Genomic DNA, 21146 nt, shown 5'->3' with positions numbered 1-21146 from the left:
GGCCGGCGCGGCGGTACCGGGTCGGGCTGCCGTCGCTCGTCGCGCCGGTCACCAGCCACAGCGTGCGGACCGCCGGCGGTCCACCTCCATGCGGTCGCCGTCCGGACGGCCGCGGGACGCTGCCGGCGAGCCGGGTGCCCAGCCACGCGCCGAACGCCGGCGGTACGGACGCGAGGTCCGCACGGAGGTCGTCGAGGGACTCGGTCAGCGCCTCGCCGGCGTACTTTGGCACCAACCGTCCGATGTGGACGTTCACGGGCCGTTGACGCCCGGCGTCCAGCTCTCCGGCCGGCCGCTCTCGGTGAGGATCGGCTGCCAGCGCGCGAAGCCCTCGGGGGCGTGCGGGTGCCACGGCCAGACGACGTCCGACGTGGGCACGATCAGCTGCACGGCAGGGAAGTCGCCCTTCGGGTGGACGAGGAACGCGCTGCCGAAGTACTCGAGGTACCAGCCCCTGTACACCCGCTCGAGCACGACCGGAACGCCGGAGAAGAAGTCCTTGTACCGCACCCCGGTGAGGAACCGCTGACCCGCGGCCGCCCGCCGGACGTACGCGTTGACCAGCGTCGCGCCCATGTCCTGGGGCAGCCCGATCACGACCGCCTCGGGCACGCCGAACCGCCGCCACGCGCCGACGGAGAACGTGTACGGCCCGCTGTACTCGTCGCCGGCCACCTCGACGATGGCGTTGCCGTGCTCGTCGGCCTCGGCGATCAGCCGGTCGCGCAGCGCCCGCTCGTCGTCCGTCAGCTCCTCCGGGCTCACCCTGCCTCCCGGTTCGATCTGCTCACGGCGTCGCCTCCTCCGGTGCGAGTGCCGGCTCGGCGACCGGGCGAGCGCGCACCTTCGCGATGCCGTACAGCAGGTAGCCGGCCGCGACCAGCGCGAGCAGGAACTCGCCGACGGTCAGGCCGAAGCCGGCGTCCGTCGGATCGAGGAAGCTGCGGTACAGCTGGACGTCGGCGAGCACGAAGTAGATCAGGTACGCCAGCGGGAACACGACCCAGCTCAGCGGGAACCACCAGCGCACGGTTCGGACGCGGCCGACCACGACCCAGTCGGCGAGCGCGACCAGCGGCGTGACGAGGTGCTCGAACCGCGAGGCCGTGGTGTCGAGGTCACCGTCGATGACCGTCAGGTAGGTGACGCAGACGAGCATGAGCAGCACGGTCATCCCACCGCGCAGCCACGTGCTCGCGGCCTCGGCCCGCCCGCCGGCGACGGCGAGGCCCAGGTAGACCGCGCCCGCGAGCAGGCTGGCCTGCTGGCTCAGCGCCTGCCACGGCTCGACCAACGTCGCGACCGCGAAGCCGAACCCGACGAACCCGCACGCGGCGACCAGCAGCCACCACGCGCGCAGCCCGGCGGCGCTAGGCATTCACCTCGGCCATGACGTCGTCGGTGACATGGAACTCGACACGGTGCGTAGACGTTCCCACTACGCGTTCACCTCGGCGAGAACCGAATCGGAGACATCGAAGTTGGCGTACACGTTCTGCACGTCGTCGCTGTCCTCGAGGGCGTCGATCAGCCGGAACACCTTGCGCGCGCCCTCCGCGTCGAGCGGGACGCTGACCGACGGCAGGAAACTCGCCTCCGCCGACTCGTAGTCGTGACCCGCCTCCTGCAGCGCCGTGCGCACCTCGACCAGGTCGGACGCCTCGGACACGACCTCGAAGCTGTCGCCGAGGTCGTTGACCTCCTCGGCGCCGGCCTCGAGCACGGCCGTGAGCACGTCGTCCTCGGAGAGGTCGTTCTTGGGCAGGATCACCACACCCTTGCGGTTGAACAGGTACGCCACCGATCCCGGGTCGGCCATGTTGCCGCCATTGCGGGTCATCGCGGTGCGCACCTCGCTGGCCGCGCGGTTGCGGTTGTCGGTGAGGCACTCGATCAGCACGGCGACGCCGTTCGGTCCGTAGCCCTCGTACATGATCGTCTGCCACTCCGCGCCGCCGGCCTCCTCGCCGCCGCCACGCTTGCGGGCCCGCTCGATGTTGTCCTGCGGGACGGAGTTCTTCTTGGCCTTCTGGATCGCGTCGAACAGCGTCGGGTTGCCGTCCGGATCACCACCACCGGTGCGCGCGGCGACCTCGATGTTCTTGATCAGCTTGGCGAACAGCTTGCCCCGCTTGGCATCAAGTGCGGCCTTCTTGTGTTTCGTTGTTGCCCACTTCGAGTGGCCGCTCACGACTTCGTCCCTCCACCATCTGCACGAACAGTCTGTGTACGCGGGTGTCCCCGGTCAGCTCCGGATGGAACGCGGTAGCGAGCACGGGACCCTGCCGAACGGCGACGATCCTACCGGCGGCCACCTGACCACCCGGTACGTCCGGGTCATCGCTGACCCGCGCGAGCACCTCGACCTGGGGAGACGCCGACTCCACCCACGGCGCCCGGATGAACACCGCGTGCACCGGCGGGCCGTCGACCCCGTCGAACGCCAGGTCGTCCTCGAAGGAGTCGACCTGCCGGCCGAAGGCGTTGCGCCGCACGATCACGTCCAGCCCGCCGAGCTGGTGCTGGTCCTCGCGGCCGTCGAGCACCTTGCTCGCGAGCAGGATCATCCCGGCGCACGAGCCGTACGCGGGCATCCCGTCGGCGATCCGCCGGCGCAGCGGCTCCAGCAGCTCGAAGGACTCCAGCAGCCGGGAGATCGTCGTGGACTCGCCACCCGGAATCACCAGACCATCCACTTCGGACAGCTCGGTCGTGCGGCGGACGGTCGTGGCACGCGCGCCGGACGCTCGCAGCGCGGCCAGATGCTCGCGGACGTCGCCTTGCAGCGCGAGCACGCCGATGATCGGTGACACCGTCGTTGACCTCCCGTTTTCTCCAGTCTAGTTAGGGGACGCCCAGCGCCCGCAGACCGGCCGCCACCGCCGCCGCGGCGATCACCACGAGCACGAACGGCGCCCGGAGCCAGGCCAGCACACCCCCGGTCAGCACGCCGGCCGGCAGCGCCACGCCGGCGAAGGAGCCGCCGTCGGTCAGCGCCGCGGTGGCGATCAGCGCGACCAGCAGCACGGTCGCGGCGGCCGACAGCAGCTCGGTGACCCGCGACGGGAGCGCGGCCGCGTCCGTGCCGTCACGACCGGCGCGGGCGCGGATCATCCGGGCCCGCAGCAGCGGCCCGGCCACCCGGAACGCGTAGGTCCCGGCGGCCAGCACCAGGATCGCCGTGATCGTCATGGCTGTTCCGCCTCCCCGGAATTCAATGTGTCGGTCCCGTTGAAGGACGGAAAGTTCTGTTTGGTCACGTACTTGTGGCTGGCTTGCGTCACGGTCCCCTGAGGTGCGGTTGCGAAGGCCTCGGCCTGATTCGATCTTGGGGTCGACACAAGGGGTGTCATGACTGGGCCGCCTCCCCGGAATTCAATGTGCTGGTCCCGTTGAAGGACGGAAAGTTCTGTTTGGTCACGTACTTGTGGCTGGCTTGCGTCACGGTCCCCTGAGGTGCGGTTGCGAAGACCTCGGCCTGATTCGATCTTGGGGTTGACACAAAGGGTGTCATCGCTGTTCCGCCTCCCCGGAACCAGCCCTTGTGGTCACCTTCAGTCGGCGCTGTCCGCTTCGGCGCGTACCTGTGGCTTGGTTGCGTCCCGTTCCCCTTGGGTGCGGTCGGGAGCCGCGCGGCTCATACGGGCCGTGGCATGCGGTTGACGGAAGGTCGCTCATGCCGGCACCTCCTCGCCGGCCTTCTTGGCGGGTGCCGGGATCAGCACGACCAGCCCGGCCAGCGCCAGCAGCACCGGCACGCCCGCCGGCAGGAACGGCGTGGTCGCGAGCGCGATCGCGGCACCCAGCAGCGCGGCGTTGCGGGCCCGCGGTGCGCCCCGCAGCGACGGCAGCACCAGCGCGAGCAACGCGGCCGGGAACGCGGCGTCCAGGCCCAGCACGTCCGGGTCGCCGATCACCTGACCGGCCAGCGCACCGGCGAGCGTGCCGGCGTTCCACGACAGGAACAGGACCGTGCCGCACACCCAGAACACCGCCCGCGCACGCCGCGGATCGTTCTGGGCCATCGCGAAGGCCACCGACTCGTCGATCATCAGGTGGCTGCCCAGCAGGCGCGCCGGCCACGAGCCGCCGATGATCGAGCCGATCGCGAGCCCGAACGGCAGGTGGCGGGTGTTGAGCACGAGCGCACCGAGCACGGCCGCCAGCAACCCGCCGCCCGCGGCCACGACGCCGACCACCATGAACTGCGCACCGCCGGCGAAGACCAGCACGGACAGCAGCGACGGCATCCACCAGGACAAGCCGGACGCGACGGCGATCGCGCCGAAGGAGACGCCCACGACCGTGATCGCCCCGGCCAGCGCCAACACGTCACGACGGAGTGTCGGGCTCAGGGTTCGCCACATCGAACGCATAGCCTCCTATCGTGAACACCGCCGCCGTGTTCGTCAAGGCGAACGCGGCGCCCGACAAAACGAACACGTGGAGTATCGATGACGCCACCGCGAGGTGCGCCGCTCGAGGCCATCGCCACCTCACTGCGGCGCGAGCGCGAGCGGATCGGGCTGTCGCTGTCCGAGCTCGCCAAGCGCGCGGGCATCGCCAAGTCGACGCTCTCCCAGCTCGAGGGGGCCAGCGGAAACCCGAGCGTGGAGACGCTGTGGGCGCTGTCCCTGGCGCTCGACGTGCCGTTCAGCCGGCTCGTCGAGCCGGCCCGCCCGCGGGTGCAGATCATCCGGGCCGGCGAGGGGCCGGCCGTCTTCTCCGAGCGCGCCGACTACGTGGCCACGCTGCTGGCGTCCTGCCCACCGAACGCACGCCGGGACATCTACCTGATCACCGCGGAGCCCGGCTCGGCTCGCGAGTCGGAACCGCACATGCCCGGCGTGATCGAGCACGTCGTGCTGAGCTCGGGCCGGGCCCGGATCGGCCTCACCGACGACCCGATCGAGGTCGCGCCGGGCGACTACGTCGCCTACCCGGGCGACGTCGAGCACGTCTTCGAGGCCCTCGAGCCCGGCACCGCCGCGGTGATGGTCTCCGAGCACTGGTAGGGCCGCCGCACCGCTACCAGCCGCGCTCCGCGAGCCGGTGCGGCTCTGGGATCTCGTCGACGTTGATGCCGACCATGGCCTCGCCGAGACCGCGGGACACCTTCGCCAGCATGTCCGGGTCGTCGTGGAACGTGGTCGCCTTGACGATCGCGTCGGCGCGCCTGGCCGGGTCGCCGGACTTGAAGATTCCCGAGCCGACGAACACGCCCTCGGCGCCGAGCTGCATCATCATCGCCGCGTCCGCCGGGGTGGCGATGCCGCCCGCGGTGAACAGCACGACCGGCAGCTTGCCGAGCGTGGCGACCTCCCGCACGAGCTCGAAGGGCGCCTGCAGCTCCTTGGCCGCGACGTAGAGCTCGTCCTCCGGCAGCGAGGTCAGCCTCTTGATCTCCGCGCGGATCCTGCGCATGTGCGTGGTCGCGTTCGACACGTCGCCGGTGCCGGCCTCACCCTTGGAGCGGATCATCGCCGCGCCTTCGGTGATCCGGCGCAGCGCCTCGCCTAGGTTTGTCGCGCCGCACACGAACGGCACGGTGAACTGCCACTTGTCGATGTGGTTGGCATAGTCGGCAGGGGTCAGCACCTCGGACTCGTCGACGTAGTCCACGCCGAGCGCCTGCAGCACCTGCGCCTCGACGAAGTGGCCGATCCGCGCCTTGGCCATGACCGGGATCGACACCGTGTCGATGATCCCGTCGATCAGGTCCGGGTCGCTCATGCGCGCGACGCCGCCCTGCACGCGGATGTCCGCGGGGACGCGCTCGAGCGCCATCACGGCGACCGCACCCGCGTCCTCGGCGATCTTGGCCTGCTCGGCCGTGACCACGTCCATGATCACGCCGCCTTTGAGCATCTCCGCCATGCCGCGCTTGACGCGCGCGGTGCCGGTTTCCGGCTGCGTGGAGGTGGAAGTGGTTGCGTCAGACATCCATCGTTCCTTTCATCGTGGCGTTCGCCATCGACTCTACGAGCGACGTGGCCCTCTCACCGGGGCCAATTCCGAGGTATCTCACCAGGCCACTTCCAGACCGGCCACCACCACGTGACTCAGCGACCACGGTGGGGTTGTCGCGGCTGGTAAACAGGTGTGAGATCGAACACGAGGTTCCGGCAGACAGTGCGGTCCGCACGGAAAGGTTGACTGCCAAATGGCCAGCAAGCACACGGACAACGGTGACGGCGGAGCCGCGGTCGCTGTAGACGACCCCGCCAAAGTACGGAACATCGTTCTCGTGGGACCGTCGGGCTCCGGGAAGACGACGCTCACCGAGGCATTGCTCGCGGCGGCGGGCGTGATCACTCGGACGGGCTCGGTCACCGACGGCACCACGGTCTGCGACCACGACCCGGCCGCACAGCGACAGCAGCGATCGGTCGGGCTTTCCGTCGCTCCGTTGGTGCACGACGACATCAAGATCAACCTCATCGACACGCCCGGGTACGCCGACTTCGTGGGCGAGGTCCGGGCCGGCCTGCGCGCGGCCGACGCCGCGTTGTTCGTGGTGTGCGCGGCCGAAGGCGTCGACCCGGCCACCATCGCGCTGTGGGAGGAGTGCGCCGCGGTCAAGATGCCGCGCGCCGTCGTCATCGCCCGGCTGGACCACCAGCGTGCGGACGCGGCGGCGGAGATGGCCGCGTGCCAGGAGGCGTTCGGCGCGGGCGTGCTGCCGCTCTACCTGCCCGCCCCGGCCGGCAAGCAGGGGCTGCTGGGCCTGATCACCCGCCGGTACTTCGACTACGCCGACGGCTACCCGCCGAAGGTGAGCGAGCCCGACGCGTCCGACCTCGAGGTCATCGACGAGGCTCGCAACGAGCTGATCGAGGGCATCATCGCCGAGAGCGAGGACGAGTCCCTCATGGACCGCTACCTCGAGGGTGAGGAGATCGAGACCGAGACGCTGATCTCCGACCTCGAGACCGCCGTGGCGCGCGGGACCTTCCACCCCGTGATCCCGGTCTGCGCGCAGACCGGTGTCGGGCTCGCCGAGCTGCTGGAGGCACTCACCGGCGCGTTCCCGTCCCCGCTCGAGCACGCGATGCCGGATGTCTCCGAAGTACGCGGCTCCGGCACCAACTCGCTGACCGCGGACCCCAACGGCCCGCTCGTCGCCGAGGTCGTGCGTACCGCGATCGACTCCTATGTCGGCCGCGTCTCCCTGGTCCGGGTGTTCTCCGGGACGCTGCGCCCGGAGCGGCCGGTGCACATCTCCGGGCACGGCATGGCCGACCGCGGGCACGAGGACCACGACGTGGACGAACGGGTGGCGCATGTCTACTCGCCGCTGGGCGCGAACCTGCGCGAGGTCACCCACTGCGTCGCGGGCGACATCTGCGCGCTGACCAAGCTCACCTCGGCGGAGACCGGTGACACGGTGTCCAGCCCCGACAAGCCGCTGCTGATGCGGCCGTGGACGATGCCCGAGCCGCTGCTGCCGGTGGCGGTCGTGGCAAAGACCCGCAGCGACGAGGACGCGCTGTCGCGCAACCTCGCACGGCTGGTCGCCGGTGACCCGACGCTGCGGCTGGAGCGCAACGCGGAGACCCACCAGCTGGTGCTGTGGTGCATGGGCGAGGCGCACGCCGACGTCGTGCTGGCGCGGCTGCGGGCCGGCGGCGCGGACGTGGAGACCGAGCCGGTGAAGGTGGCGCTGCGAGAGACGTTCGCGGGCAAGGCGCGCGGGAAGGGCAGGCACGTCAAGCAGTCCGGTGGGCACGGCCAATACGCGGTGTGCGACATCGACGTCGAGCCGCTGCCGGTGGGCTCGGGCTTCGAGTTCGTCGACAAGGTCGTCGGCGGATCCGTGCCGCACCAGTTCATCGGGTCGGTGGAGAAGGGCGTGCGGGCCCAGCTGGACAAGGGCCTGTCAGCGGGCTACCCGGTGGTGGACATCCGGGTGACCCTGTTCGACGGCAAGGCACACAGCGTCGACTCGTCGGACGCGGCGTTCCAGATGGCCGGCTCGCTCGGTCTGAAGGACGCGGCGGCGAACGGCCGGATCTCGCTGCTGGAGCCGGTGGACGAGGTGACCGTACGGCTGCCGGACGACCATCTCGGCACGGTGCTGGGCGACCTGTCCAGCCGCCGCGGCCGGGTGCTCGGCACGGAGGCCGACGAGACCCCCGGCTACAGCCTGGTCCGCGCCGAGGTGCCGGTCACGGCCCTGCTCCGGTACGCCATCGACCTCCGCTCGATGACCTCCGGCTCGGCGACGTTCACCCGCCACTTCGTCCGCTACGACCCACTACCGGAGTCCCTGGCCGCCCAAGTCACCTGACCCCCAAACCCGCGAGTCCAACGCTCCGGCCCCGCGAGTCCAACGTTCGGAACCCGCGAGTCCAACGCTCCGGTTCGGCGAGTTCGACGTTCACGAATGTTGGACTCGCCGGTCACGAATGTTGGACTCGCGGGTCGCGAGCGTTGGACTCGCGGGGTCAGCGAACCGCGCGGACCGTACCGTCCCATGTGGACGACAGCAGGTCGGGCAGGAGCGCGGGGAGCTGCACCGGGTACACCGTCTCCTCGGTGTCGCGCAGCTCCTCGACGCTCCACCAGCGGTGCCCGTCCACGGTGTTGTTCTCCACGTCGGTGAACCCGGACGTGTCGATGCGGATCTCGACCGTCTCGCCCGTGCCGGACAGGTCCGCGAGGAAGAACCACTCCTCCCCGTCGTAGGCGCGCCCGTCGAAGCTGAACACCACACGGCGCCGCCACATGGGGCCCACCAGATCCTGGTCGTCCAGGCGGATGCCGGTCTCCTCGACCAGCTCACGCAAAGCCGCCGAGCGCAGGTCCTCCCCCTGCTCGACGCCGCCGCCCACGGTGAACCACCAGCGGGTGTCCGGCCGACCCGGATCGTGCCCGTTGAACAGCAGCAGGCGCCGCTCGCCGTCGAGCAGCAGCACGCGAGCCGACGGCCGCGGCAGCGGGGCGCCACCGAGCTCACCGGTCAGCGCGGGCTCGACGATCTCGAAGTACTCCGGCTGCGGCGCGGTCCCAGCCAGCTTCAGCCACCGCACCACCCGCCGCCGACGCTGCCCCAGCGTGTCCCGCACCGCGTCGTTGTACACCCGCCGCGCGATCACCATGCGCTGCTCCGCGTCGATCAGCTCGGCGGTCAGCGCCAGCGGCAGCCGGCCCCGGTCGACCCCGGCCAGCTGCAGCGACAGCGCGTTCTCCGCCTCCTCGCGCTCCGAGCGCTCGGTGTGCTCGGCCCGCTCGGCGGCCGCGCGCAGCTTGTCCGCCGCGACGTCGGCACCGGCATCCTCCAGCCGCATCGCCGCGGCCACCGCCCGACCCACCACCGCACGACGGGCGAGCGCCGCATCCAGTGCCGCCCACGCCGCGTCGGTCCGCACGTGTAACCGGTCCAACCGGTTCGCGGTGGCGGCCAGCCACAGTCCCAGCACCAACGCCACCACGAGCGCGATGGCCAGCAACGTGATCAACAGACCCGTGCCCAAGACATCTCCCAGTTCAACCAGATTCGACCACGTGCCGCGGATCCGCGGCGATCGCCTGCTCGTACACCCGCAGCACCTGCCCGGCAACCACCGGCCAGTCGTAGGCCGCCACCCGGCGGCGGGCGTTCGCGACCAACGTTCCCCGACGCTGCGGCTCGGTCAGCATGCCGCGTAGCGCCGCGGCCAACCCAGCCGGGTCCCCCACGGGGAACAGCATCCCGGCCCGGCCGTCGTCGAGCACCCGGCGGAACGCGTCCAGGTCGCTGCCCACGACCGCCGTGCCCGCGGCCATCGCCTCGGTCAGGATCATCCCGAAGCTCTCGCCTCCGGTGTTCGGCGCGCAGTACACGTCGACACCGGTCAGCATCCGCGCCTTCACCTCGTCGTCGGCCTGGCCGAGCAGCTCCAGCCGGCCGGCCAGCTCGGGACCGGCCTGCCGGCGCAGCTCGTGCTCGTCGCCGCCGCCGACCACCACGAGCCGCAGGTCCGGCAGCTCCGGCACCAGCTTCCGCAGCGCGTCGAGCAGGACCGGCATCCCCTTGCGCGGCTCGCCGAACCGGCCGACGAACCCGACCGTGCCGCCCGCTCGCGGGTAGCCGGGCAGCGGCCTCGCGGTGGCGAAGAGCTCGACGTCGACGCCGTTGGGGATCTCCACCGCGTCCCCGCCGAGGTGCTCGACCTGTACCCGCCGGGCCAGCGCGGACACCGCGATCCGCGCGGTGACCTTCTCCAGGAACGGCTGCAGCACCCCTTGGAACGCCGACAGTGTGCGGGACCGGTGGGTGGACGTGTGGAACGTGGCCACGATCGGTCCGTCGGCGAGCATCAACGCCAGCATCGACAGGCTCGGCGCGGTCGGCTCGTGCAGGTGCAACACGTCGAAGTCGTGCGAGCGGATCCACTTGCGCACCCGCGCGTAGGACACCGGCCCGAACGAGAGCCGGGCGACCGAGCCGTTGTACGGGATGCCGACCGCGCGCCCGGTGGGCCGGACGAACTCGGGCAGCGGGGTGTCCTCGTCGGCCGGCGCGAGCACATCGACGTGGTGCCCGAGCTTGCGCAGCACCCTGGCGAGGTCGACGACATGCCCCTGCACTCCTCCGGGGACGTCGAAGGAGTACGGGCAGACGACGCCGATCCTCACCGGGACATCACCGCGGCTCCTGTGCTGATTCCCGAGCCTCCTCCGGTTCATCGTCCTCCGTGCGCAGCGCCTCGCGACGCTCCTCGGACAGGTCGGCGAGCCAGAGCTTCTGCATCATGTGCCAGTCGGCCGGGTTGGCCGCGATGTCCGCGGCGAACCCGTCCGCCATCCGCTGCGTCGCCGCCGGCACGTCGTCGCGGCCGTGCACGGCGATCGGCGTGTGGATGCGAAGTCCCCAGCCGTCCTCGGTGAACGAGTTGTCGACGATCAGCAGCTGCGCGCCGGTCACCGCGGCGAGCCGCGCGGGCCCGACCGGCATCCGGGTCTGCTCGCCGAAGAACGTCACCGGCACACCGCGCCTCGACAGGTCCCGATCGCCCAGCAGGCACACCACCTTGTTCTGCCGCAGCCGTTCCATCAGCAACCGGTACGGGCCGACATCAGTGCCCGAGGTAGGCAGGATCTCGAAGCCGAGCGACTCGCGGTAGGTGACGAAGCGCTGGTAGAGCGACTCCGGCCGCAGCCGCTCGTTGACCGTGGTGAACCGGCCGGAATGGCCGACGAGCCAGATTCCGGACACGTCGAAGTTGCCGGTGTGCGGCAGGGCGAGGATCAGGCCCTTGCCACGCTCCAGAGCGGCGTCCACGAGCGGGCGGCCGACGACGACCTCGTCCACCCGACGGTAGATCGCCTTGTGGTCCATCGACTGGAGGCGAAACGTCTCCCGCCAGTAGCGCGCGTAAGACCGGAGCCCGGCGCGGACCAGCTCCTCCAGCTCGGCCGGGCCCGCGTGGGGGACCACGCGAGCGTAGTTGCGCCGCAGCTGCCGCACGCCCGGGCCGTTACGCCCGGCGGCCAGGTCGGCGGCCGACCGGAACGCGACGCGGGCGACGGACTCGGGCAACGCGCGCACCAGACCCCATCCGGCCGCGTAGGCCGCACCCTCGAGCCGCTCTCCGATTCCCGTCATTCGCGCTCCTCCGGAGTAGTGGTCGTCGGTGCGGTGGCCGACTGTCGCACCGCCACGAGCCGCTGCACAACCGTGATCACCGAGCCGGCCACCAGCAGCCACAACGCGACGTCCACCGCGTACGGCACGCCGAACCCGGTCAGCCCGGTGCCCACGAGCGCGATGATCAGCCGCTCCGCCCGCTCGACCAGACCCACGTTCGCCGTCAGCCCGGACGCCTCGGCCCGCGCCTTGGTGTACGAGATGACCTGGCCCAGCACCAGGCAGATCAGCGCGGCGGCGGCGAGTGTGCGGGAACCGGCGACCTCGAAGGCGTACCACGCGATGGCCGCCATCAACGCCCCGTCCGCGATCCGGTCGCAGGTGGAGTCGAGCACCGCGCCGAACCTCGTGCCGCCGCCCTTGGCCCGCGCCATCGCGCCGTCGAGCAGGTCCAGCATGACGAAGCCCCACACGGTGAACGTGCCGATGAGCAGGTGCCCGTTCGGGAACGCCCACAACGCGAAGCCGACCGCGCCCGCCGTGCCGATCAGGGTCATCGCGTTGGGCGTGAGACCGATGCGGACCAGCCACTCGCCGATCGGATCGGTGACGCGCGAGACCGAGGCTCGGGCGAAGATGTTCAGCATGGGGCGGGCGAGCCTCGTCAGGGGGGCGGAAACGGGTGCCCGAGAAGCCTAACGGTCCGCCGTGAGATCGGGGCAGCGCGGCAGCGAGGTCGCGTCGACGCCGGTCAGGATGGCCTCGCTGATCTCGCCGAGCTGCTCGACCTGTTCCGGGGTGAGCCTGTCGAACAGCCTCTCGCGCACCTCGGTGACGTGGCCCGGGGCGGCCGCCTCGAGCGCGGCGTAGCCCTTGTCGGTGAGCATGGCGAACGAGCCGCGCTTGTCGGTCGGGCACTCGCGGCGGCGCACCCACCCGGCTTCCTCCAGGCGGGCGACCGCGTGCGATAGCCGGCTGCGGGACGAGTTGCGCACACCGGCGAGCTCGCTCATGCGTAGCGTGCGGTCCGGGGCCTCGGAGAGCGACACGAGGATCTCGTAGTACGTGTGGGGCATGCCGGCGTCCCGCTGCAGCTGGCGGGCGAGTTGATCGGTCAGCCCGTGGACAGCGGCCATGAACGAGCGCCAGATCTCCTGCTCACACTCGGTCAACCAACGGGTGTCTGACATAACACCAGTGTACTTGTTGAACTCTCAACGATCGAGGCGTACGGTCGATTGAGAGTTCAATAGATGAGTGTTGAACCGTCTTCGCGACCGATCTTCACGGAGGAAACCTGTTCATGAGCTCCCCAACCGCTCTCGAAATCCCCGGCTATCTGGCCGGCACCTGGGACATCGACCCGGCGCACACCGATGTCGGCTTCGTCGTCCGCCACATGGTGGTGACCAAGGTCCGTGGTCGGTTCGACCAGGTGAAGGGTGAGGTCGTCACCGCGGCGAACCCGCTCGAGTCGTCCGTCGACATCGCGATCGACCTGACGTCGGTCAGCACGAACAACGCCCAGCGCGACGACCACCTGCGCTCCCCCGACTTCTTCGAGGTCGACAAGTACCCCGAGATGACCTACCGGACGCGCGGCGCGCGGGTGGCCGGTGACGACTTCGTGCTCGACGGCGAGCTGACCCTCAAGGGCGTCACGAGGACGGTGCCGCTGACCTTCGAGCTGAACGGCATCACGACCGACCCGTGGGGCGGCACGCGCGCCGGCTTCTCCGCCACCGCGCAGATCAACCGCAAGGACTTCGACGTCAACTTCGAAGGCGTCCAGAACGGCGTCGCCGTGGTCGCGGACAAGATCGACATCCACATCGAGGTGGAGGCCGTTCTCCGGGAGGCCTGACAGCCTGGAAGGACGCCTTCCGGACACTCAGCGTCCGGAAGGCGTCCTTCCAGGTTCGATCTCGGCCCAGGCCTTCGCCAGCATGGCTCGTGTCTCCCCCAGCAGCTGGGGCAGCACCTTCGTGTGCCCGATCACCGGCATGAAGTTGGAGTCGCCACCCCACCTGGGCACCACGTGCTGGTGTAGGTGCGCCGCGATCCCCGCGCCCGCGATCACGCCCTGGTTCATCCCGATGTTGAACCCGTGCGGCACCGACACCGACCGCGCCACCGTCATCGCGCGCTGGGTGAACTCCGCCAGCTCCACCGTCTCCGTCCGCGACAGCGCCGTGTAGTCCGCCACGTGCCGGTACGGCACCACCATCAGGTGCCCCGGGTTGTACGGGTACAGGTTCAGCACCCCGTACACCAGCGACCCGCGCGCGACGATCAGCGCGTCCGCGTCCGACAGCTCGACCAGCGCACAGAACGGGCAGCCGTCGACGTCGTCGGTGGTCGGCTTGTTCTGGCCCTTGATGTAGGCCATCCGGTGCGGAGTCCACAGTCGCTGGAGCGCATCGGGCACCCCGACGCCCTCCTGCTCGACTCGCTCGGGCTCGGCATCGGTCATGCCCTCGATCCTAGTGACGGGCCTCCACGTTCGACGCCGACGGCGACTCGTTGGTACGAGCGGCGATCCAGTCGACGATCAAGGCGACCGCACGGTCCACCGGCACGCCGTTGACCTGGCTGCCGTCGCGGAAGCGGAACGACACCGCGCCCGCCTCGACGTCCTTGCCACCGGCCAGCAGCATGAACGGCACCTTCTGCGTGGTGTGGTTGCGGATCTTCTTCTGCATCCGGTCGTCCGAGGTGTCGACCTCGACCCGCACGCCGCGCGCCCGCAGCTCGGCCGCCACCTTCGACAGGTGGTCGGCGTGCTCGTCCGCGATCGGGATGCCCACCACCTGCACCGGCGCGAGCCACGCGGGGAACGCGCCCGCGTAGTGCTCGGTCAGCACGCCGAAGAACCGCTCGATCGACCCGAACAGTGCCCGGTGCAACACGACCGGCTGCTGGCGCGACCCGTCCGGGGCGGTGTAGGCCAGCTCGAACCGCTTCGGGTGGTTGAAGTCCACCTGGATGGTCGACATCTGCCACGACCGGCCGATCGCGTCCTTGGCCTGTACCGAGATCTTCGGCCCGTAGTACGCCGCACCACCCGGGTCCGGCACCAGCTCGAGACCCGAGTCGAGCGCGGCCTGCCGCAGGGTCTCGGTGGCCTCCTCCCACTCGCCGTCCTCGCCGATGAACTTGCCGGTGTCGCCCTTGGTGGACAGCTCGAGGTAGAAGTCCGACAGCCCGTAGTCGGCCAGCAGGTCGAGCACGAACCGCAGCAGCGACCGCAGCTCGCCCGGCATCTGCTCCTTGGTGCAGTAGATGTGCGCGTCGTCCATGGTCAGCCCGCGGACCCGGGTGAGCCCGTGCACCACACCGGACTTCTCGTACCGGTACACCGTCCCGAACTCGAACAGCCGCATCGGCAGCTCCCGGTACGACCGCCCGCGCGCGCGGAAGATCAGGTGGTGCATCGGGCAGTTCATGGCCTTGAGGTAGTAGTCCTCGCCCTCCAGCGACAGCGGCGGGAACATGGTGTCCGCGTAGTACGGGAGGTGGCCGGAGGTGTAGAACAGCCCACTCTTGGTGATGTGCGGCGAGTTCACGAACTCGTAGCCGGACTCCTCGTGGCGCCGGCGCGAGTAGCTCTCCAGCTCCCGCCGGATGATCCCGCCCTTCGGATGGAACACCGGCAGCCCCGAGCCGATCTCCTCCGGGAAGGAGAACAGGTCGAGCTCGGCGCCGATGCGGCGGTGGTCGCGCCGCTCGGCCTCGGCGACGCGCTCGAGATAGGCGTCCAGCGCCTCCTGCGACTCCCACGCGGTGCCGTAGATCCGTTGCAGCTGCGGGTTCTTCTCGCTCCCCCGCCAGTACGCGGCCGCCACGCGGGTGAGCTTGAACGCCGGGACGTGCTTGGTGGTCGGCAGGTGCGGGCCGCGGCACAGGTCGCCCCACACCTGCTCGCCGCTGCGCGGGTCGAGGTTGTCGTAGATGGTCAGCTCGCCGCCACCGACCTCCATCACCTCGTCGGTGTCCACAGTGGAGTCATCGGCGGACTTGACGTCGACGAGCTCGAGCTTGTACGGCTCGTCCTTCAGCTCCCGCTTCGCGGCGTCGACCGACTCGACGACCCGGCGGGAGAATCGCTGCGACGACTTGACGATCTGCTTCATGCGCTTCTCGAGCGCCTGCAGGTCCTCCGGGGTGAACGGGCGCTCGACGTCGAAGTCGTAGTAGAAGCCGTCCCGCACCGGCGGGCCGATGCCGAGCTTGGCCTCCGGGAACAGCTGCTGCACGGCCTGGGCCAGCACGTGCGCGGTCGAGTGCCGGATCACCGCGCGGCCGTCGTCGGTGTCCGCGGTGACCGCCTCGACCCGCGCGTCGGCGGCCGGGGTCCAGGACAGGTCACGCAGCCGGCCCTCCACGTCCCGGACCACGATGACGGCGTCCGGGCCCTTGCCCGACAGGCCGGCCTCGCGGACCGCACTGCCCGCCGTGGTGCCGGCCGGTACCACCACACGCGGGGCGGGTTCGGCGGCGGGCGGACGCGACTGGGACACGGCTACTCCTCGGATGGTTCGAACGACGTCAGCATTCGCGGTGTAGAGCTGTAACGGCGAAAGCCAAGGTGATGCTATCGAGCCGCCCCGCGGCTTGGCCTGCGGGTTTCTTCTCGGGTCAGCTGCCCAGCATGCCCCGCATGCGGTGGATCTCGTCGCTCTGGGTCACCGCCACGTCGTCGGCGATCTCCTGAACCCGGACGTTGACCCCGCTCGTGCGGACGTCCTCGACCATGGTCAGCGCGCCCTCGTGGTGGGTGACCATGAGCTGCAGGAACAGCGTGTCAAACCGGGCGCCGCGCGCCTCGCGCAGCGCCCGCATCTGCTGCGGCGTGGCCATGCCCGGCATGCCCGCGTGGGCGTCGCCGTGCCCGGCCGGGTCGACCTTCTCGTGGCCGTGCAGCTCCAGCCAGCGGTTCAGCATGTCGATCTCGGACCGCTGGGTGTCGGCGATGCGGTCGGCGAGCCCGGCGACGTCATCGCGGGGGGCGCGGTTCGGCGCCAGGTCGGCCATCTCCACGGCCTGGCCGTGGTGGACGATCATGTCCCGCACGAACGCCACGTCCGCGTCGTTGGGCGCCTCCTCCTCGAGCGGCGTGGCCTCGCCGGGCGGGATGGTGCTGGCCGGCTCGCCGGGCTTGCCCGGAACGATCACCGGCGCGGAGTTGGCCGGCGGAGGTGGTTCCTCCGCACTGCACGCGGCGAACGCACCGGCCGCGAGCAGGACGCCGACGCCCGCGGCGAGCCGCCGGCGCCGCGGGTCCGGACCGGCTGTCCGGCTTGTCCGAGTCATGGGTCGTCGTGTTCCCGTCTGCCGAAACAGGCTGCCTTCGGCGCTAGTTTATTGCTCACATAGCTGTACATAATGTGGTCTCTTCCTACGCGTGACGAGAGGGGTACACGTGGTGAGATCGACCCTGCGGTGCTGGCGCCGGCGTGCGTCGACCGCGGCCATCGGCGCGGCCGTCGTGGGCGCCGCCATGGTCGCCGGCGTGCCGTCGGTCGCGGCACAGGACTTCCCGGCCCCGGACGAGATCGTGCACAGCCCCAACATGGAACAGGTCGCCCACGTCCCGCCGACGGCGCCGTTGGCCGGGGGCGTCGGCACCGACATCGCGTTCCAGGGCCGCTACGCGTTCGTCGGAAACTACCTGGGCTTCACGATCTACGACATCAAGCAGCCCAAGCGGACGAAGATCACGAGCCAGGTGCTCTGTCCGGGCTCGCAGAACGACGTGTCGGTGACCGGCAACCTGCTGTTCCTGTCCACCGACTCGCGGCGCAGCGACGACTCGTGCGCCTCGACCTCCCAGAACGACGGCACCAAGCCGTACTGGGAGGGCATCAAGATCTTCGACATCAGCGACAAGAGGTCCCCGCGTTACGTCAAGTCGGTGGAGACCGCGTGCGGCTCGCACACCCACACGCTGGTCCCGGACAAGGCGGGCAAGAAGGCCTACCTGTACATCTCCTCGTACGGGCCGTCGGACACGATCTCCGGCTGCCAGCCGCCGCACGACAAGATCACGATCGTCGAGGTGCCGCTGCGCACCCCGACCGCGGCCAAGGTCGCGGCCACTCCGGTGCTGTTCCCGGACGGCGGCAACCCGGGCATCCCCGGCGACGTCGAGAACGGCTACGTCGTCCCGACCTCGGGTTGCCACGACATGACCGTGTACCCGGAGAAGGACCTCGCGGCCGGCGCCTGCATGGGTGACGGCGTGCTGTTCGACATCTCCGACCGGCTCAACCCGCGGGAGATCCACCGGGTGCAGGACGACGAGCACTTCGCGTTCTGGCACTCGGCCACGTTCAACAACGCCGGCACGAAGGTGGTCTTCACCGACGAGCTCGGCGGTGGCGGCGCGGCCACGTGCAACCCGGAGATCGGCGCGGAGCGCGGTGCCGACGGCATCTACGACATCGAGGGCCGCGGCGACGACCGCGAACTCGTGTTCCGGAGCTACTTCAAGATCGACCGCGTCCAGACCGACGACGAGAACTGCGTGGCGCACAACGGTTCGCTGATCCCGGTCAAGGGCAAGGACATCATGGTCCAGTCCTGGTACATGGGCGGCGTGCAGGTGTGGGACTTCACCGACTCGGCGCGGCCGACGAAGATCGGTTACTGGGAGCGCGGCCCGGCCGCGGACCCGGAGACCGGCGGCGGCACGTGGTCGGCGTACTACTACAACGGCCACATCTACTCGTCCGACCTCGGCAAGGGGCTGGACGTGCTCGCGATCAACGACCCGCGGACCAACCCGGCCAAGGGCGTGCACATGGATGAGCTGAACGCACAGACACAGCACCACTACGGCCGCTGAGCCACACACCGCGACGGCGGGCCTCGCGCGACGTGCGGGGCCTGCCGTCGTGTCCGACCGCCGATGCCCGATGGTGAGCCCCGCGCACGGCGACCGGAGCGGATCCGGTACCGTTTTCCCGTCGCGAGGGGCGATTAGCTCAGCGGGAGAGCGTTCCGCTCACACCGGAAAGGTCACTGGTTCGATCCCAGTATCGCCCACTCGTTCGAAAGCCCCCGTGGTGTTACGCATCCCGGGGGCTTTTCGCGTGTCCCCTACTTCTGGCCGTTCCGAAACAGCCGTGCTGAGGTAAGTTGCCTGGTGGCACAACCAGCGGTCCTGCCAAGGCGCTACCAAGTTGCAACCAGCCTTGTCAACATGGGTGAGGTGGGAAGCGATTCTTATACGGAGTGTCGCGGCGAACGCGCATTGTGCTGTACTTCATGGCCCAGACGGGTGAAGTACGACGAACATGCGACCAGAGGGGCAAATTGACCGTCACACATGAAGGGACTCAGTCGTTCAAGGGCTGGGAAGGGAGAGAAGGGTAGCGACGATGCGTAACGACCACGTCACGCTCCGCTCGACGGCGGTGTTCGACCTGCTCGCGCCGAGGACTCCCGCGGTCCCGGTGAAGGTCGAACTGCGCTACGACACGCGCGACCCGTACGCGGTTGTCGCGGCCTTTCGCACCGGCCGGGCGGGCTGGGTGGAGTGGGTCTACGCCCGCGACCTGCTGGCCGACGGTCTGATCGCCGAGGCGGGCAACGGTGACGTGCGCATCCGCCCCGCGGTGGACGATCCCGAGGTCGTCGTCATCGAACTGAGCTCTCCCTCCGGCCATGCGGTGTTCGAGGCGTCCGCGCAGGAGCTGGCCGACTTCCTGGACCGGACCTACGACGTGGTGGTGCCGGGCAACGAGCACCTCTGGGTGGACGTCGACGAGGCCCTCACGCATTTGATCTCCACGGACCTGACCTGAGCGTTCGCCGCACGACAGCCCCCGGTTTGATGAGCGGCGCGCGAGTCGGATAGAGTTTCGCTCGCACCACGGGAACGGGAATCTCCTGGAATCACGTGGGTTCTGCGGACGTAGCGCAGTTGGTAGCGCATCACCTTGCCAAGGTGAGGGTCGCGGGTTCGAGTCCCGTCGTCCGCTCGAAGAGGGGTCGGCCTCCCCAAGGCCGAATCCAGCAATACGGCCCCTCAGACCGGAGCCCTGTGCGCTCGGGCAAATTGGCGGAGTGGCCGAGTGGCTTAGGCAAGGGCCTGCAAAGCCCTGTACGCGGGTTCGATTCCCGCCTCCGCCTCGGGCGATTAGCTCAGTGGGAGAGCACTACCTTGACACGGTAGGGGTCACTGGTTCAATCCCAGTATCGCCCACCAGGTATATACTGTGGTCAGACGGCTTGTTGGTGATCATCACCGGCAGGCCGTTCTGCGTCTGTGGGAGCAGATTGGGTGCAGTTGATCTTGACCCCTTTCGCAGCATGGTAGAGGTCACCTAGCGCGGTGCTTCCATACTGCTCCCACCGCCGTTGGAGGCCGTCGAGCATGGCATCGATCATCGGTGGGGTCACGTGTGAGAAGACCCCGGGGATGCCGCCGAGTTCGTGCCCGAGCCGCTTGGACTGCAGCACCTCGGGCACTTGATCCTCGATCAGCCAGGTCTTGTGGGTGTGGCGCAGGTCGTGGACGTGCAGCCCGGGCGCGATCGGCGCCCAGCCACGGGTGGGGTGGCCGTCCACGGCGGGAAGCCAGACGCGTCGCCGGAAGTTCGACCGCCGGTGAAATCCACCATCGGCGGCGGTGAACACGAACCGGCCGTCGGGATCCTGGTGGCGGTGTGCGGTGAGGATCTCGACCAGAAACGCCGGAAGGTGAATGGTCCGGGCCGCGGCCCTGGTCTTGGGCCGCGCGAGCGTCAACTGGCCGTTGACTTCGTGCAGAGCACCGTCACGAGGATTGATCGCGATCTCCCCCGCATCCAGATTGACCCGCGTCCACTGCAGCCCGGTCAGCTCGCCCCATCGCATCCCGGTGTACGCCGCCGTGATGATCAGCACACCATCGGCTGGTCGCACCCTGCGGACCATCTCGGCGACCTGTTCCGGCCGCGCATGCGGCCGCTCGGTACGGCCATCGAGACGCAGACGCAGCCGGCGGCACGGGTTCACCCCGATCAACCCTTCCTCGACAGCCTCGACGAGCACCATCGACAGCAGCGACACCACGTCGATCACCGTCGGCTCAGCCAACGACCGCCGCAGGCTCTTCACCCAGGCCTTCACCGCCATCCGGGTCACCTCGCCCAACGCCAGATCCCCGAACCGCGGCAGGATGTGATTCCGCAGATGCGAGTCGTACTTCGCCCACGTTCCCGCGCCCACCTCATGCGCATCGGACCACTGTCGGACCCACTCCCCCACCAGTGTCTGCGTCAACCGCGGATCCACCAACGTGCCGTTCCGCTGCTCGCACTCCACATCGGCCGCCCGATCCGCCGCCACCTTCCAGGTGTCGAACCCGGTCTCTGACGTCAACGTCCCATCCGGCAACCGATAGCGAACTCGAAAACCCGCGCCGCGCCTTTCTACCCAAGCCATAAACCATCATCCTCTTGAGCTTCCCCCCGGATCGTGGAGGACTCCACTATGCGGCCCGGCCGACCGCACCGTTCTCGAAGTCGATCGGGGATCGCATGCCACAGGAACTGTGGCGACGTCGTCGATTATAGAAGTCGACAAC

At 69.6% G+C, this 21146-nt stretch carries 22 protein-coding genes and 4 tRNA genes; 9 read left to right on the top strand and 17 right to left on the bottom strand.

What is annotated here, in order from left to right; all coding sequences use genetic code 11:
* The 7 genes from ACRDTB_RS29900 to ACRDTB_RS29870 form a co-directional block, all read right to left on the bottom strand.
* The coding region (locus tag ACRDTB_RS29900) for a hypothetical protein (RefSeq protein ID WP_431435520.1) at positions 1 to 232 on the bottom strand (232 nt) is incomplete at its 3' end.
* A 20-nt stretch (positions 233 to 252) separates the two neighbouring features.
* Entirely contained in the window at positions 253 to 765 is a 513-nt protein-coding gene (locus ACRDTB_RS29895; RefSeq protein ID WP_431435519.1) for a DUF4262 domain-containing protein, read from the bottom strand.
* A gap of 22 nt (positions 766 to 787) precedes the next feature.
* Complete coding sequence (locus tag ACRDTB_RS29890; RefSeq protein WP_431435518.1) at positions 788 to 1378, bottom strand: hypothetical protein; 591 nt, start codon at positions 1376 to 1378, stop codon at positions 788 to 790.
* A gap of 60 nt (positions 1379 to 1438) precedes the next feature.
* Complete coding sequence (locus ACRDTB_RS29885; protein ID WP_431435517.1) at positions 1439 to 2191, bottom strand: YebC/PmpR family DNA-binding transcriptional regulator; 753 nt, start codon at positions 2189 to 2191, stop codon at positions 1439 to 1441.
* Positions 2139 to 2813: a pyridoxal 5'-phosphate synthase glutaminase subunit PdxT gene (gene pdxT, locus ACRDTB_RS29880; RefSeq protein ID WP_431435516.1), complete on the bottom strand. Its 675-nt coding sequence runs from the start codon at positions 2811 to 2813 to the stop codon at positions 2139 to 2141. The genes ACRDTB_RS29885 and pdxT overlap by 53 nt, the downstream gene beginning before the upstream one ends.
* 31 nt (positions 2814 to 2844) lie before the next feature.
* Complete coding sequence (locus ACRDTB_RS29875) at positions 2845 to 3192, bottom strand: AzlD domain-containing protein (RefSeq protein WP_431435515.1); 348 nt, start codon at positions 3190 to 3192, stop codon at positions 2845 to 2847.
* A 482-nt stretch (positions 3193 to 3674) separates the two neighbouring features.
* Positions 3675 to 4376: an AzlC family ABC transporter permease gene (locus ACRDTB_RS29870; RefSeq protein WP_431435514.1), complete on the bottom strand. Its 702-nt coding sequence runs from the start codon at positions 4374 to 4376 to the stop codon at positions 3675 to 3677.
* 78 nt (positions 4377 to 4454) lie between these two features.
* Here ACRDTB_RS29870 and ACRDTB_RS29865 point away from each other — a divergent pair, with 78 nt between their 5' ends.
* Complete coding sequence (locus tag ACRDTB_RS29865) at positions 4455 to 5015, top strand: helix-turn-helix domain-containing protein (protein WP_431435513.1); 561 nt, start codon at positions 4455 to 4457, stop codon at positions 5013 to 5015.
* A 13-nt stretch (positions 5016 to 5028) separates the two neighbouring features.
* On the opposite strand, the gene pdxS is transcribed toward ACRDTB_RS29865, so the two are convergent.
* Positions 5029 to 5943: a pyridoxal 5'-phosphate synthase lyase subunit PdxS gene (gene pdxS / locus ACRDTB_RS29860; RefSeq protein ID WP_431435512.1), complete on the bottom strand. Its 915-nt coding sequence runs from the start codon at positions 5941 to 5943 to the stop codon at positions 5029 to 5031.
* 220 nt (positions 5944 to 6163) lie between these two features.
* Between pdxS and ACRDTB_RS29855 the strand changes: the two genes are divergently transcribed.
* Entirely contained in the window at positions 6164 to 8290 is a 2127-nt protein-coding gene (locus tag ACRDTB_RS29855) for an elongation factor G-like protein EF-G2 (RefSeq protein ID WP_431435511.1), read from the top strand.
* A 157-nt stretch (positions 8291 to 8447) separates the two neighbouring features.
* Here ACRDTB_RS29855 and ACRDTB_RS29850 read toward each other — a convergent pair whose 3' ends face one another.
* Genes ACRDTB_RS29850 through ACRDTB_RS29830 form a run of 5 tightly spaced genes read right to left on the bottom strand, consistent with a single transcriptional unit; the run spans position 8448 to position 12762 of the window.
* Entirely contained in the window at positions 8448 to 9476 is a 1029-nt protein-coding gene (locus ACRDTB_RS29850; RefSeq protein ID WP_431435510.1) for an NUDIX hydrolase, read from the bottom strand.
* A 13-nt stretch (positions 9477 to 9489) separates the two neighbouring features.
* The gene (locus ACRDTB_RS29845) at positions 9490 to 10620 is read right to left on the bottom strand and encodes a glycosyltransferase family 4 protein (protein ID WP_431435509.1); all 1131 of its coding nucleotides are present in this window, start codon (positions 10618 to 10620) and stop codon (positions 9490 to 9492) included.
* A 7-nt stretch (positions 10621 to 10627) separates the two neighbouring features.
* Complete coding sequence (locus ACRDTB_RS29840; RefSeq protein WP_431435508.1) at positions 10628 to 11590, bottom strand: phosphatidylinositol mannoside acyltransferase; 963 nt, start codon at positions 11588 to 11590, stop codon at positions 10628 to 10630.
* Positions 11587 to 12219: a phosphatidylinositol phosphate synthase gene (pgsA, locus tag ACRDTB_RS29835; protein WP_431435507.1), complete on the bottom strand. Its 633-nt coding sequence runs from the start codon at positions 12217 to 12219 to the stop codon at positions 11587 to 11589. Before pgsA ends, ACRDTB_RS29840 begins: the two co-directional genes overlap by 4 nt.
* Before the next feature lie 48 nt (positions 12220 to 12267).
* Positions 12268 to 12762, bottom strand: a complete 495-nt coding sequence (locus ACRDTB_RS29830; protein ID WP_431435506.1) for a MarR family winged helix-turn-helix transcriptional regulator — start codon at positions 12760 to 12762, stop codon at positions 12268 to 12270.
* A gap of 113 nt (positions 12763 to 12875) precedes the next feature.
* On the opposite strand from ACRDTB_RS29830, the gene ACRDTB_RS29825 reads away from it, so the two are divergent.
* A complete protein-coding gene (locus ACRDTB_RS29825; RefSeq protein ID WP_431435505.1) occupies positions 12876 to 13436 on the top strand; it encodes a YceI family protein in 561 nt (186 codons plus the stop codon).
* A gap of 27 nt (positions 13437 to 13463) precedes the next feature.
* Here the strand turns inward: ACRDTB_RS29825 and ACRDTB_RS29820 are convergent, their stop codons facing one another.
* The 3 genes from ACRDTB_RS29820 to ACRDTB_RS29810 form a co-directional block, all read right to left on the bottom strand.
* Positions 13464 to 14045, bottom strand: coding sequence for an HIT family protein (locus ACRDTB_RS29820; RefSeq protein WP_431435504.1), 582 nt, complete (start codon positions 14043 to 14045; stop codon positions 13464 to 13466).
* Positions 14046 to 14055: 10 nt separating this feature from the next.
* Complete coding sequence (thrS, locus tag ACRDTB_RS29815) at positions 14056 to 16092, bottom strand: threonine--tRNA ligase (protein ID WP_431435503.1); 2037 nt, start codon at positions 16090 to 16092, stop codon at positions 14056 to 14058.
* A gap of 118 nt (positions 16093 to 16210) precedes the next feature.
* Positions 16211 to 16885: a DUF305 domain-containing protein gene (locus ACRDTB_RS29810; RefSeq protein WP_431435502.1), complete on the bottom strand. Its 675-nt coding sequence runs from the start codon at positions 16883 to 16885 to the stop codon at positions 16211 to 16213.
* 112 nt (positions 16886 to 16997) lie between these two features.
* Here ACRDTB_RS29810 and ACRDTB_RS29805 point away from each other — a divergent pair, with 112 nt between their 5' ends.
* The 6 genes from ACRDTB_RS29805 to ACRDTB_RS29780 all read left to right on the top strand — a co-directional run bounded on the left by ACRDTB_RS29805 (position 16998) and on the right by ACRDTB_RS29780 (position 19784).
* On the top strand, positions 16998 to 18419 hold the full coding sequence (locus tag ACRDTB_RS29805; protein ID WP_431435521.1) for an LVIVD repeat-containing protein: 1422 nt from the start codon (positions 16998 to 17000) through the stop codon (positions 18417 to 18419).
* A 128-nt stretch (positions 18420 to 18547) separates the two neighbouring features.
* Positions 18548 to 18619 (top strand) — tRNA-Val (locus ACRDTB_RS29800).
* A gap of 335 nt (positions 18620 to 18954) precedes the next feature.
* Complete coding sequence (locus tag ACRDTB_RS29795; protein WP_431435501.1) at positions 18955 to 19380, top strand: SsgA family sporulation/cell division regulator; 426 nt, start codon at positions 18955 to 18957, stop codon at positions 19378 to 19380.
* A gap of 104 nt (positions 19381 to 19484) precedes the next feature.
* Positions 19485 to 19557 (top strand) — tRNA-Gly (locus ACRDTB_RS29790).
* A 79-nt stretch (positions 19558 to 19636) separates the two neighbouring features.
* Positions 19637 to 19708: transfer RNA gene (locus ACRDTB_RS29785), tRNA-Cys, on the top strand.
* Position 19709: 1 nt separating this feature from the next.
* Positions 19710 to 19784: transfer RNA gene (locus tag ACRDTB_RS29780), tRNA-Val, on the top strand.
* A gap of 14 nt (positions 19785 to 19798) precedes the next feature.
* Here ACRDTB_RS29780 and ACRDTB_RS29775 read toward each other — a convergent pair.
* On the bottom strand, positions 19799 to 21004 hold the full coding sequence (locus tag ACRDTB_RS29775; protein ID WP_431435500.1) for a tyrosine-type recombinase/integrase: 1206 nt from the start codon (positions 21002 to 21004) through the stop codon (positions 19799 to 19801).
* Positions 21005 to 21146 lie beyond the last annotated feature (142 nt).

This window comes from Actinophytocola sp. (genome assembly GCF_050699935.1).
GTDB lineage: Bacteria > Actinomycetota > Actinomycetes > Mycobacteriales > Pseudonocardiaceae > Actinophytocola.
The sequence above is the reverse complement of the archived record's forward strand: the minus strand, read 5'-3'. Positions and strand labels throughout refer to the sequence as shown.

What these genes read in the sequence shown, in the direction of transcription:
- ACRDTB_RS29830 (WP_431435506.1), bottom strand. Translation starts at nt 12,762, where the DNA reads ATGTCAGACACCCGTTGGTTGACCGAGTGTGAGCAGGAGATCTGGCGC.
- ACRDTB_RS29775 (WP_431435500.1), bottom strand. Translation starts at nt 21,004, where the DNA reads ATGGCTTGGGTAGAAAGGCGCGGCGCGGGTTTTCGAGTTCGCTATCGG.
- ACRDTB_RS29890 (WP_431435518.1), bottom strand. Translation starts at nt 1,378, where the DNA reads ATGCCTAGCGCCGCCGGGCTGCGCGCGTGGTGGCTGCTGGTCGCCGCG.
- ACRDTB_RS29870 (WP_431435514.1), bottom strand. Translation starts at nt 4,376, where the DNA reads ATGCGTTCGATGTGGCGAACCCTGAGCCCGACACTCCGTCGTGACGTG.
- ACRDTB_RS29875 (WP_431435515.1), bottom strand. Translation starts at nt 3,192, where the DNA reads ATGACGATCACGGCGATCCTGGTGCTGGCCGCCGGGACCTACGCGTTC.
- ACRDTB_RS29820 (WP_431435504.1), bottom strand. Translation starts at nt 14,045, where the DNA reads ATGACCGATGCCGAGCCCGAGCGAGTCGAGCAGGAGGGCGTCGGGGTG.
- pgsA (WP_431435507.1), bottom strand. Translation starts at nt 12,219, where the DNA reads ATGCTGAACATCTTCGCCCGAGCCTCGGTCTCGCGCGTCACCGATCCG.
- ACRDTB_RS29865 (WP_431435513.1), top strand. Translation starts at nt 4,455, where the DNA reads ATGACGCCACCGCGAGGTGCGCCGCTCGAGGCCATCGCCACCTCACTG.
- ACRDTB_RS29855 (WP_431435511.1), top strand. Translation starts at nt 6,164, where the DNA reads ATGGCCAGCAAGCACACGGACAACGGTGACGGCGGAGCCGCGGTCGCT.
- ACRDTB_RS29840 (WP_431435508.1), bottom strand. Translation starts at nt 11,590, where the DNA reads ATGACGGGAATCGGAGAGCGGCTCGAGGGTGCGGCCTACGCGGCCGGA.
- pdxS (WP_431435512.1), bottom strand. Translation starts at nt 5,943, where the DNA reads ATGTCTGACGCAACCACTTCCACCTCCACGCAGCCGGAAACCGGCACC.
- ACRDTB_RS29825 (WP_431435505.1), top strand. Translation starts at nt 12,876, where the DNA reads ATGAGCTCCCCAACCGCTCTCGAAATCCCCGGCTATCTGGCCGGCACC.
- ACRDTB_RS29795 (WP_431435501.1), top strand. Translation starts at nt 18,955, where the DNA reads ATGCGTAACGACCACGTCACGCTCCGCTCGACGGCGGTGTTCGACCTG.
- ACRDTB_RS29810 (WP_431435502.1), bottom strand. Translation starts at nt 16,885, where the DNA reads ATGACTCGGACAAGCCGGACAGCCGGTCCGGACCCGCGGCGCCGGCGG.